At 71.1% G+C, this 9,959-nt stretch carries 12 protein-coding genes and 1 pseudogene; 6 read left to right on the top strand and 7 right to left on the bottom strand.

Annotation, left to right across the window (positions count from 1 at the left end):
• Positions 1 to 341: 341 nt before the first annotated feature.
• From COGEMETH_RS03950 to galE, 3 genes are all read right to left on the bottom strand, one after another.
• Positions 342 to 1,739 (bottom strand): DUF459 domain-containing protein, encoded by a 1,398-nt coding sequence (locus COGEMETH_RS03950; protein WP_238181306.1) that lies wholly within the window; start codon positions 1,737 to 1,739, stop codon positions 342 to 344.
• 78 nt (positions 1,740 to 1,817) lie between these two features.
• Positions 1,818 to 2,978 carry a lytic murein transglycosylase gene (locus COGEMETH_RS03945; protein ID WP_238181308.1) on the bottom strand — a complete coding sequence of 387 codons (1,161 nt, stop codon included), beginning with the start codon at positions 2,976 to 2,978 and terminating at the stop codon, positions 1,818 to 1,820.
• Between the two features lie 44 nt (positions 2,979 to 3,022).
• The gene (gene galE, locus COGEMETH_RS03940; protein WP_238181305.1) at positions 3,023 to 4,015 is read right to left on the bottom strand and encodes a UDP-glucose 4-epimerase GalE; all 993 of its coding nucleotides are present in this window, start codon (positions 4,013 to 4,015) and stop codon (positions 3,023 to 3,025) included.
• 164 nt (positions 4,016 to 4,179) lie between these two features.
• On the opposite strand from galE, the gene galU reads away from it, so the two are divergent.
• Positions 4,180 to 5,046 carry a UTP--glucose-1-phosphate uridylyltransferase GalU gene (gene galU, locus COGEMETH_RS03935; protein ID WP_238181304.1) on the top strand — a complete coding sequence of 289 codons (867 nt, stop codon included), beginning with the start codon at positions 4,180 to 4,182 and terminating at the stop codon, positions 5,044 to 5,046.
• Positions 5,047 to 5,298: 252 nt separating this feature from the next.
• Here galU and COGEMETH_RS03930 read toward each other — a convergent pair whose 3' ends face one another.
• Positions 5,299 to 6,198, bottom strand: a complete 900-nt coding sequence (locus COGEMETH_RS03930; protein WP_238181303.1) for an N-formylglutamate amidohydrolase — start codon at positions 6,196 to 6,198, stop codon at positions 5,299 to 5,301.
• 257 nt (positions 6,199 to 6,455) lie between these two features.
• Here COGEMETH_RS03930 and cpdR point away from each other — a divergent pair, with 257 nt between their 5' ends.
• The 4 genes from cpdR (at position 6,456) to COGEMETH_RS03910 (ending at position 8,496) form a co-directional block, all read left to right on the top strand.
• Positions 6,456 to 6,812, top strand: coding sequence for a cell cycle two-component system response regulator CpdR (gene cpdR, locus COGEMETH_RS03925; protein ID WP_003603128.1), 357 nt, complete (start codon positions 6,456 to 6,458; stop codon positions 6,810 to 6,812).
• A gap of 96 nt (positions 6,813 to 6,908) precedes the next feature.
• Positions 6,909 to 7,178 carry a glutaredoxin 3 gene (gene grxC, locus COGEMETH_RS03920; RefSeq protein WP_238181307.1) on the top strand — a complete coding sequence of 90 codons (270 nt, stop codon included), beginning with the start codon at positions 6,909 to 6,911 and terminating at the stop codon, positions 7,176 to 7,178.
• Positions 7,171 to 8,028 carry a carbon-nitrogen hydrolase family protein gene (locus COGEMETH_RS03915; RefSeq protein ID WP_238181302.1) on the top strand — a complete coding sequence of 286 codons (858 nt, stop codon included), beginning with the start codon at positions 7,171 to 7,173 and terminating at the stop codon, positions 8,026 to 8,028. The genes grxC and COGEMETH_RS03915 overlap by 8 nt, the downstream gene beginning before the upstream one ends.
• 6 nt (positions 8,029 to 8,034) lie before the next feature.
• A complete protein-coding gene (locus COGEMETH_RS03910; protein ID WP_238181301.1) occupies positions 8,035 to 8,496 on the top strand; it encodes a DUF1178 family protein in 462 nt (153 codons plus the stop codon).
• Between the two features lie 289 nt (positions 8,497 to 8,785).
• Here COGEMETH_RS03910 and COGEMETH_RS03905 read toward each other — a convergent pair whose 3' ends face one another.
• Positions 8,786 to 9,025, bottom strand: coding sequence for a DUF2188 domain-containing protein (locus COGEMETH_RS03905; RefSeq protein WP_238181300.1), 240 nt, complete (start codon positions 9,023 to 9,025; stop codon positions 8,786 to 8,788).
• Positions 9,026 to 9,085: 60 nt separating this feature from the next.
• Positions 9,086 to 9,313, bottom strand: a complete 228-nt coding sequence (locus COGEMETH_RS03900) for a hypothetical protein (RefSeq protein ID WP_238181299.1) — start codon at positions 9,311 to 9,313, stop codon at positions 9,086 to 9,088.
• 75 nt (positions 9,314 to 9,388) lie between these two features.
• On the opposite strand from COGEMETH_RS03900, the gene COGEMETH_RS03895 reads away from it, so the two are divergent.
• Entirely contained in the window at positions 9,389 to 9,601 is a 213-nt protein-coding gene (locus COGEMETH_RS03895; protein ID WP_238181298.1) for a hypothetical protein, read from the top strand.
• A gap of 247 nt (positions 9,602 to 9,848) precedes the next feature.
• Here COGEMETH_RS03895 and COGEMETH_RS03890 read toward each other — a convergent pair.
• Positions 9,849 to 9,959: pseudogene (locus COGEMETH_RS03890) on the bottom strand (enoyl-[acyl-carrier-protein] reductase FabI); the annotation flags it as partial.

Below are 9,959 nucleotides of genomic sequence, written 5' to 3'. Positions count from 1 at the left end.
GGCGGCCGGCGACATGCGCCGCGGCCAGTCGCTGGTGGTCTGGGCGATCCGCGAAGGGCGGCAGGCCGCCCGCTCCATCGACGAGGCCCTGATGGGCGCGAGCGTGCTGCCGCGCTGAAACACCGCGACGCGGGCTACATCCCGGATCGTCCCACCCATCTCCCTCATCCAGCGGTGCTCGCGTCAGCGGGCTATGACGGAGGGCTCCGGGGATCGCGCGACCTCTGGAGGCCTCCTTCGAGGCGGCTGTCGCCGCACCTCGGGATGAGGGGGATGGGGCGGACGAGTGCCGATCGGAAACGCCGCTATGGACTGCGGTGTTATGTCCGCGAAATCGTGAATTATCCCGGCGGCCAGCGGAAGTCGTCGGCCCGGCCCGGCTGCGGCAGGGGGGCGGCGCCCCGCTGCAGGGTGCGTTCGACCTGGCCGGAACCGTCGCCGTCGCGCGGCCGGCCGTTCATCAGCACCCCGCCGGGCGAGGTCTCGGCGCGGCCGAGCGGCACCACGGGACCGGCCGCGGGCTTGACCGGCAGGGACGGGATGCCCGGAGGCTCGGGCAGGCTCGGCAGCATCGCCGTGATCTGGCGGTCGATGGCGGCCACGTCGTCGAGCTTGGGCGGGGTGCCGTCGAGGCTCGGCCCCGGCCCGGGCGTCGCCGAGACGGCAGCAGTTGGCGGCTCGGCCGGCGCAGTCGGGGCCGTGCCCATCAGGCGCTTCAGTTCCACGTCCACGAAATGCGCGAGCTTGCGGTCGCCCGCATGGGTGAAGTGGACGCCGTCGGCCGTGCGCAGCTTCGCGGTCTGGCCTTCGAGGTCGGGGCCGGTCGCGGCGTAGCGGTTGCGGTCGTCGACGAAGCCGGGCCAGACGTCGACGTAGGTCGCGTTAGCCTTGGTCACGGTCTCGCGCACGAGGTCGTTGATCGCGGCCAGGTCCTTGGTCAGGCTCTCGCTGCGCATCGGCGGCACGCCCACCCAGATCAGCGGGATCTTGTGGGCGGAGAACACCTTGACCAGGGCGTCCACGCGCGACCGGTAGACCTCGCGCCAGCGGTCGGTCAGGGGATCGAAGCTCTGGTCGCCCTCGCGGATCGGCTGCCGGTCGTTGGCGCCGATCATCACCACGGCGTAGGTGACCTTCGGGTTGGTCTTCAGGTAGTCCTCGGCGGCCTTGGGCCAGTCCACCACGTCCTTGCGGACGATGCCGCTGTCGCCCTTGGCGCGGTCGATCACCGCCACGTCGGCGTTGTCCTCGAACACGTCGTCGAGGCCGCGGCTGAGATGGTCGGCCAGGGAATCGCCGAACACCGCGATCTGCACGTTCGGCTCGGCCTTCGGCACGACGGGCTTGGGCTGCTCGGCCACGGGCGCGGGCCGGGTCCGGCGCTTGACCACGGGGCGCGGCGTGTCGGCCTGGCGCGGCGTGTCTGCGTAGCCGGATGGGGGGCGGGGGCGCGGCGCGCGGTAGGTCGGCTGCTGGCGCGGCTCCGCCTGCTGCGGCCGATCCTCCCAGGGCCAGTAGAATTGGCGTGGGGCCTCCTGCTGCGGGGCGGAGCGGCGCTGGGGCCGTCCGTCGTCCCGGTAATAGGCGTCGCGCGGGCGCCGCCGCGAGTCCGAGGGCTGGTCGTAGCTGTCGCCCCATTGGGCCTGCGCCGGCGCGGTGGCCGCGAGCGCACTCAGCCCGAGGCCGGCGGCCAGGAGCGTCCGCACCCAAAGGGTCGAGGCCATTCTCGCCAGCGCCATCCGCCACCTTCCGTGCACCCCGGCGGCATGCCGGAGAGTCTTGAGCGTCCGGAGGATAGCGAAACCCGGGGCGTCCGTCTAAGGGCGCCCCTGGACCCGGTCGAGGAGCGCGGGCGTCGCGTAGCCGTCCGCGGTCAGGCCCTCGCGGATCTGGTAGCGGCGCACCGATTCGCGCAGCCGCGGCCCGGCCCGCCCATCGACCTCGCCGGCATAGAGGCCCTGCGCCGCCAGCCCGCCCTGGAGCGCCTTCAGCCCCGCCGTATCGAGGCGGCCGGCCGTGCTCGGCCAGGGTGCGGCGAGCGCCGGGCCCCCGGCGAGCCGGTCCGCGAGGTGGCCGACGGCCAGGGCGTAGGAATCGGAGGTGTTGTAGGCCCGGATCACGTCGAAGTTGTCGGTGATCAGGAAGGTCGGGCCGCCCATGCCGCCCGGCAGGAACAGGCCGGCCTTGCCCGTCTCCGGCAGGGGCTTGGCGTCGGCGCGCCGCACGCCGCGGCGGGTGAAGTCGGCGAGTTCTCCGGTGTAGCGCGTCAGGTCGAAGCCTGCCGGGAGCAGCACCTCGTAGCCCCAGGAGACGGCCGGATTCCAGCCGAGGTCTTTGAGGTAGGCGGCGATGGAGGCCAGCGCGTCGGCCTCGTTCGTCCAGATGTCGCGGTGCCCGTCGCCGTCGAAGTCGACCGCGTGAGCGAGGAATGTGGAGGGCAGGAACTGCACCTGGCCCATTGCGCCGGCCCAGCTTCCCTTCATCCGCTGGGGCGTGATGTCGCCCCGCTCCAGGATCGTGAGCGCGGCCAGCAGTTCGGTGCGGAACAGGTCGCCGCGGTGTCGCGCCTGGGCCAGGGTCGCCAGCGCCCGGATGGTCGGGACGCTGCCGCCCCCGGCGCCGAAATCCGACTCGACCCCCCAGAACGCGAGCACGACCGGGGCCGGCACGCCGTAGCGCGCCTCGATCGCCCGCAGCGTCGTGGCGAGCGCTGCGGCGCGCGCCCGCCCGCGGGCGATCCGCGCAGGGGAGACCGCGCCGACGAGGTAGTCCCAGACGGGCCGTGCGAACTCGCCCTGGCTCTTCGTGCGGGCGAGCACGTCGGGGTCCGGGCCGGTGATCCCGGAGAAGGCGGCCTCGAACGTCGCCTGCGAGACGCCACGGCTCTGCGCCTCCGGGCGCAGGCCCGCGACGAAGGCGGCAAAGCCCGTCGACGGCGCAGGCCCCCGGTCGGGCGGGGCCGCCCATGCGGTGGACATGGCGGCGAGGAGGCCCAGCACGAGTCCCGCGATCCGCAAGCCCGTCATCGCAGGTTGCGCTTGCTCAAGGAGTCCTCCCAGGCGAGCGCCTGCCCGACGATGCCCGTGAGGTCGTCGTGCTTCGGGCGCCAGCCGAGCGTGTCGCGGATGCGGTCGGCGCCGGCCACGATCCGGGCCGGGTCGCCCGGCCGGCGGGGCGAGAGCCGGACCTCGAAGTCGCGGCCCGACACCGTCTTGACCACGTCGATCACCTCCAGCACCGAGTAGCCGCGGCCGTAGCCGCAGTTCAGGGTCAGGCTCTCGCCGCCGCCGCGCAGGTGGTCGAGGGCGACGCGGTGCGCCTCGGCGAGGTCGGAGACCTGGATGTAGTCGCGCAGGCACGACCCGTCCGGGGTCGGGTAATCGGTGCCGAAGACCTCCAGGTGCGTGCGCTGGCCGAGCGCCGCCTGGGTCGCGACCTTGATCAGGTGGGTGGCGTTCGGCGTCGATTGCCCGCTGCGCCCGCGCGGGTCGGCGCCGGCCACGTTGAAGTAGCGCAGGATCACGTAGCTGAAGCCGTGCGCGGCCGCCGCGTCCCGGATCATCCACTCGCTCATCAGCTTCGAGCGGCCGTAGGGGTTGATCGGATGGGTCGCCAGGTCCTCCGGCACCGGCACGGTCTCGGGCTCGCCGTAGACCGCGGCGGTCGAGGAGAAGATCACGTGCCGGACGCCGGCCCGGACCGCGGCCTCGATCAGCGCCCGCGTCTTGACCGTGTTGGCGAGGTAGTAGCCCAGCGGATCGGTGACGGAATCCGGCACGACGATCCGGGCGGCGAAATGCGCCACCGCGTCGATGCGGTGCTGCCGCACGGTCGCGGTGACCAGCGCCTGGTCGGCCACGTCGCCGACGACCAGCTTGACCTCCGGCGGCAGGGCCCATTCGAACCCCGTCGACAGGTCGTCGAGGACGACGACCTCCTCGTGCCCCGCATCCAGCAGCGCGAGCACCATGTGGCTGCCGATGTAGCCGGCGCCCCCCGTGACCAGAACCGCCATCCGCCTCGTCTCCCGTTCGATCCGTCCGGCCGGACGGTCGTTTTCCGGCGGGATGCCTCGTCCCGCCTGCATCAAGGGCCTTGCCGCCGCCCGAGCCATGCTATCTCTTCGCCTTGAACAGACCGTATCTATCCATCCCACCCTGTCGACTGGGTTTTCGCTCGATGAAACCGATCCGCAAGGCCGTCCTCCCCGTCGCCGGCCTCGGCACCCGCTTCCTGCCCGCCACCAAGGCCGTGCCGAAGGAGATGCTCACGGTGGTCGACCGTCCGGTCGTCCAGCACGTGGTGGACGAGGCCCGCGAGGCGGGCATCGAGCATTTCATTTTCGTCACCGGCCGCGGCAAGGCCGTGATCGAGGACCATTTCGACATCGCCTACGAGCTCGACCGCACCCTGCAGGAGCGCGGCAAGACGGCGGCCTATGAGGAGCTGAAGCGCGACCTGCCCAGGGCCGGCCAGACCAGCTTCACCCGCCAGCAGGCGCCGCTGGGCCTCGGCCACGCGGTCTGGTGCGCCCGCGAGATCGTCGGCGACGAGCCCTTCGCGGTGCTGCTGCCGGACATGCTCAGCCGCGGCTGCATGCAGCAGATGCTCTCGGCCTACGAGCGCCACGGCGGCAACGTCGTCGCCGTCGAGGAGGTCAAGCCCGAGGAGACGCACCAGTACGGCATCGTCAGCGTCGGGGAGACCTACGGCCAGACCTTCGAGATCACCGGCATGGTCGAGAAGCCCAAGCAGGGCACCGCGCCCTCGAACTTCATCATCTCCGGCCGCTACATCCTCCAGCCCGAGATCTTCGCCATCCTGGAGAACGGGGAGACCGGGGCGGGGGGCGAGATCCAGCTCACCGACGCGATGATCAAGCTGATGGCCGAGCAGTCCTTCTTCGGCATGAACTACGAGGGCCGGACCTACGACACCGGCTCGAAGCTCGGCTTCCTCACCGCCAACATCGCCTACGCCCTGGAGCGCAAGGACCTCGCCGGCCCCCTCAAGGCCGAGATCGAGAAGCTGCTCGCCGGAGCATGAGGGCACCTGCGCCGTACGCGGCCGGGGTATGCGCGGGGCGCGGAAACATCCCGGAAAAAGCCCTTGCGTTTTGTGCGCCGCACTTTACTTTGTGCATTGCGGGATCGCGATGGCGTCGCGGTCCGGCAGCCCTTCTTGGGCGTTTCCTCCCTAGACTTCGGGCCGCTCCTTCGGGAGTGGCCTTTTTTCTTGGGTTTTCGGGCTTTGCCGCTTCGGGTGCCGGAGAGGTCGCTGCGCCCTACCGGGGCCGGCCTATTCGGCCGCGATCCGGCGCGGGGTCAGGTCCACGGCCTCACCCGCCACCGCCCCGATCACCGCGCGCAGCGTGTCGACCAGGTCGAAGAAGCCCGGTGTGATCGCGAGGCTCGCCTCGTTCATGTAGAGGCCGCGGTTGATCTCGATCTGCAGGGCGTGGCGCCCGAGGTTGGGCTCGCCGTAATGCTCGGTGATGAAGCCCCCGGCATAGGGCTTGTTGCGCACCACCTTGAAGCCGCGGGCCCGGAACTGTGCTTCGAACGCCTCGGTCAGGGCCGGCGCGCAGGCGGTGCCGAAGCGGTCGCCCAGGACGAAATCAGCCTTCTCGACCTCGCGCCCGAGGCTGGACGAGGGCATCGAGTGGCAGTCGATCAGGATGCAGTGCCCGAACTGGCGGGCCGTGCGCTGGATCAGGCCGCGCAGCGCCCGGTGATAGGGTTTGTACAGCCCCTCGATGCGCGCGACCGCCTCGTCCACGGGGAGGCGCCCGGCATAGATCTCCTGCCCGTCCGCCACGACACGCGGCACCGTGCCGAGCCCGCCCGCGACCCGCATCGAGCGGGTGTTGGCGAAGGGCGGAAGGCGCCCGTCGAACATGCGCGGGTCGAGTTCGTAGGGCTCGCGGTTCACGTCGAGGTAGGCGCGGGGGAAGTTGGCCCGCAGCAACGGGGCGCCGAGGCCGCCGACGAAGTCGAACAGGCGCTCCACATGCGCATCTTCGGAGCGGCGCAGGGACAGGGCGTCGAGGCGCGAGCCCTTGAGGAAGGCCGGCGGGTAGACCGAGCCGGAATGCCCGGTGTTGAAGACGAAGGGCAGGGTGTGCCGCTCCGGCTCGTCCACCGCGAAGGGCGGCGTGAACCCGAGGCCGTCGGCCGGCTGCGTGAAGGGCGTCGTCATCGTGGCCAGAGCCGATCCCCTTCTCACGGAACCGGCGCCCGATCCCCGTGTGGCCCTGCGTTCGTCACCCGGGCAGGCGCGCGCCGCACGAGTTCACTTTGCTGCGGCGAGCCCCGGCTGTCCACTGCGGCGGCAGCGTTGCAATGCCGCCGCGCCGCGGACCGGCGCGGCCCCCCGGAGCCGAATCCTAACGTCTTGTTTACCATCGCCTCCCTTTATGGAATGACACACCGACTCGAAGGTCCCGGAACCGTCCGATGAAAATCCTGCTGGCGGAAGACGACAACGACATGCGCCGCTTCCTGGCCAAGGCGTTGCAGAACGCGGGCTACGACGTGCTGTCCTTCGACAACGGCCTGTCGGCCTACAACCGCCTGCGCGAGGAGCCCTTCGAACTGCTCCTGACCGACATCGTCATGCCGGAGATGGACGGGATCGAACTGGCCCGCCGCGCCACCGAACTCGACCCCGACATCAAAGTGATGTTCATCACGGGTTTTGCCGCCGTGGCCCTCAACCCGGATTCGAAGGCCCCGAAGGACGCCAAGGTCCTGTCGAAGCCATTCCACCTGCGCGACCTCGTCAACGAGGTCGAGAAGCTCCTGGCCGCCTGAGCCGATCCGGGCGACGCCGTGTCGCCCCGGTCATAGGCAACCGGTCCCACGCGCCCCTATATGACGGTGGTCATCCTCGGGGACGCGTCCACCTCCATGCAGCCGGTCACGATCTACACCACGGCCTGGTGCCCGTATTGCTCGGCCGCCAAGGGACTCCTGAAAGAGAAGGGCGTCGCCTTCCAGGAGATCGACGTCGAGAAGACGCAAGGCGCGCGCGCGACCATGGTCGAGCGCGCCGATGGCCGCACGAGCGTGCCGCAGATCTTCGTGGGCCGGACCCACGTAGGCGGCTGCGACGACCTCTATGCCCTCGAGCGCGGTGGCAAGCTCGATGCCCTGCTGAAGGCCGGCGCGGATGCCTGAGCCGCGCTTCGTCGCCGCCTGCATCCAGATGCGCTCCGGCCGCGACCCCGCAGCCAACCGCGACGCGGCGGTGGCGGGGTTACGCGAGGCGGCCGCGCGCGGTGCGCACTACGTCCAGACCCCCGAGATGACCTCCCTCGTCGAGCGCAGCCGCGAGCGGCTGTTCCAGGTCGTGACCGGGCAGGAGGACGACCCGACGCTTTCCGCCCTGCGCGAGGTGGCGCGGGAGACGGGAACGGTCGTCCAGATCGGTTCGCTTGCCGTGCGTGCCGGCGACAAGGTCGCCAACCGCGCCTTCCTGATCGACGCGGACGGGGCCATCGTCGGCTCCTACGACAAGCTGCACCTCTACGACGTGGACCTGCCGAACGGCGAGCGCTGGCGCGAATCCGCCACCTATACGGGCGGCGCCTGCGCCGTGGTGGCAGAGACCCCGTGGACCCGGATCGGCCTGGGCATCTGCTACGACATCCGCTTCCCGGCGCTCTACCGGGCGCTGGCCGAGGCCGGCGCCACGGTGCTGACGGCACCGGCCTGCTTCACGCGGCAGACCGGCGAGGCGCACTGGCACGTGCTGCACCGGGCGCGCGCCATCGAGACGGGCTCGTTCATGATCTCGGCGGCCCAGGGCGGCCACCACGAGGACGGGCGCGAGACCTACGGCCACTCGATCATCGTTGATCCCTGGGGCCGTGTGCTGGCGGATGCCGGCGGCGCTGAGCCGGGCGTCATCCTGGCCGAGATCGACCTCGCCGCCGTGGCCGACGCGCGGGCGCGCATCCCGGCGCTCCAGCACGCGAGGCCGTTCACGGTGGAACACGTGGGGCGTTCCGGCGCGGATGCGCGTTAGCCCGGCATGATCCGCTATGCCCTCGTCTGCGAGGCCGGCCACGGCTTCGAGAGCTGGTTCCCGTCCTCCGCCTCCTACGATGCGCAGGCCGAACGCGGCCTCGTAACCTGTCCGGTCTGCGATTCGGCCAAGGTCGAGAAGGGCCTGATGGCGCCAGCCCTCGCCCGTACCGACCGCGGGCGGGCTCTCGCCCAGGCATTGCCGGCCCCGGCTCCCGATCCGGTCCTGCCGATGATCGCCGAGCCGGAGCAGCGGATGCGGGCAATGCTCCGGGCCGTGCGCGAGCGCGTGGTGGCGACCTCCGAACATGTCGGCGCGCGCTTCCCTGAGGAGGCGCGCAAGATCCACTACGGCGAGGCGGAAGAGCGCTCGATCTACGGCCAGGCCAGCCCCGACGAGGCCCGTGCCCTGATCGACGAGGGGATCGAGGTCGCTGCCTTGCCGATCATGCCGGACGACCGCAACTGACATCGTGCGTCGGTCCGACCACGAAGGCGGGACGGATCGCGTCGCCTGCGGATCGGGTGCGTGTCCTTACGGAGGCGACCGCTGGCCGGTGAGCGCCCGTCCTGTCCCGGCAGGCTAACAGATGCACATATTCGCTACCGGACCGTGACGCGGCCCAGATGCGGCCCTCTCCTCCCCGCAAGGGGGAGAGGAAACGCGTTCGGGAACAAAGGCTTACCGGGGTGCGAGCCGTGTATGTATCTGCTGGCCCGGCGGGAGCAAGTCGGTGCTTTCGCCGGACTGGAAGCCCTCAATCCTCGACCTTCGCGGTCGGCCGGTCGTTGCCCTGGGCCGTCTCGTCGTGCCAGGCGCCCGCCTTGTCCTGATAGCGGATGCCCTCGGTCGAGCCGGGCACCTGCTGCTCGGCCGCCGCGGCCTGTGCCGCCTGGAGGGCGTCTTCGCGGCTCGGAAACGTCTCGGAGAACACGTCGCCGACCTTGTAGGCGAAGCCGCCGTCGTGCTCGACGATGTGGTAGGTGACCTCGGACATGTCTGCTCCTCAACGCGTGACCGGTGTTGAGCGCGAACACGTGAGGCAACGCAGGGTTCCTCAATGGCGGGTCGGGGTGCCCCAGGGCAGGCGGGCGGCCGCTGCCTCGCACCCGGCGGCGAGCGACCCTTGCGGGTCGTCGGCCGCGTAGCCCACCTCGTCCGCGAAGGCGACGACATGGACCACGTCGTCGCCCGTGCGGCGGATGCGGGCGACCCACCCCTCCGGCGTCCGCTCGAATTCGGCCTCGAAGGTCTCGCCGTCCTGCTCGAAGCGGTGCGGTTCCATCCCGTCCTCCCATCCCGCCTCGCGGCGGGATCGATCCTGATCTATCCGGCGCAGACCCACACGAGAAGGCGTTCCATGCTCGTCAAGACCACCATCGGCCTCGCGCTCCTCACGGCCCTGGCCCTCGGCGGCTGTGCGCAGCGGGTCGCGACCCTCGAGGGGCCGCCCGGCCGCGTGCCGACCAACCCGTTCGCCTCCAACTACCCTTCCGCACCGCCGTCCCCGGCCGATGCGGAGCGCCGCGCGCGAGGCGGGGGCCTGCTGCCCCCCGGCCGCATCCCGCAGTGACCAGTGACGGAGTGGCTGGCCTGGCTCGCGGGCGGGGGCGGTGTGCACCTCATCCTGCTCGGCGCCGGCCTCGTGATCGGGCTGATCGCGGTGACGCGCTGAACCCGATGTACTCGAAACCGATGTCCTCGGACCGATGGCCTGAACCGTCGACTGGTCCTGCCGTCAGCCGTCGGCAAGCGCGAACGCGCGTCGCCGCGCGTGCGGCGGACTGCCCGCGATGCGTCGGCATCGCGGGCAACCCTTATCACGCGTCGCCGACCACGCCGGCCTCGTCCTGGGCCTGGAGCACGTCGGGCCGCGGCATCGAGATGATGTTGTAGCCGGAATCCACGAAGTGGACCTCGCCGGTCACGCC

Origin of the sequence: Methylobacterium trifolii (assembly GCF_022179685.1) — a bacterium.
Classification (GTDB): Bacteria; Pseudomonadota; Alphaproteobacteria; order Rhizobiales; family Beijerinckiaceae; genus Methylobacterium; species Methylobacterium trifolii.
This window is presented reverse-complemented; position numbering and strand designations above follow the sequence as displayed.

Coding starts and splice junctions, on each gene's coding strand:
- COGEMETH_RS03905 (WP_238181300.1), bottom strand. CDS start 9,025: ATGTCCGAGGTCACCTACCACATCGTCGAGCACGACGGCGGCTTCGCC.
- galE (WP_238181305.1), bottom strand. CDS start 4,015: ATGGCGGTTCTGGTCACGGGGGGCGCCGGCTACATCGGCAGCCACATG.
- COGEMETH_RS03950 (WP_238181306.1), bottom strand. CDS start 1,739: ATGGCGCTGGCGAGAATGGCCTCGACCCTTTGGGTGCGGACGCTCCTG.
- cpdR (WP_003603128.1), top strand. CDS start 6,456: ATGAAAATCCTGCTGGCGGAAGACGACAACGACATGCGCCGCTTCCTG.
- COGEMETH_RS03895 (WP_238181298.1), top strand. CDS start 9,389: ATGCTCGTCAAGACCACCATCGGCCTCGCGCTCCTCACGGCCCTGGCC.
- COGEMETH_RS03915 (WP_238181302.1), top strand. CDS start 7,171: ATGCCTGAGCCGCGCTTCGTCGCCGCCTGCATCCAGATGCGCTCCGGC.
- COGEMETH_RS03900 (WP_238181299.1), bottom strand. CDS start 9,313: ATGGAACCGCACCGCTTCGAGCAGGACGGCGAGACCTTCGAGGCCGAA.
- grxC (WP_238181307.1), top strand. CDS start 6,909: ATGCAGCCGGTCACGATCTACACCACGGCCTGGTGCCCGTATTGCTCG.
- COGEMETH_RS03930 (WP_238181303.1), bottom strand. CDS start 6,198: ATGACGACGCCCTTCACGCAGCCGGCCGACGGCCTCGGGTTCACGCCG.
- galU (WP_238181304.1), top strand. CDS start 4,180: ATGAAACCGATCCGCAAGGCCGTCCTCCCCGTCGCCGGCCTCGGCACC.
- COGEMETH_RS03910 (WP_238181301.1), top strand. CDS start 8,035: ATGATCCGCTATGCCCTCGTCTGCGAGGCCGGCCACGGCTTCGAGAGC.
- COGEMETH_RS03945 (WP_238181308.1), bottom strand. CDS start 2,978: ATGTCCACCGCATGGGCGGCCCCGCCCGACCGGGGGCCTGCGCCGTCG.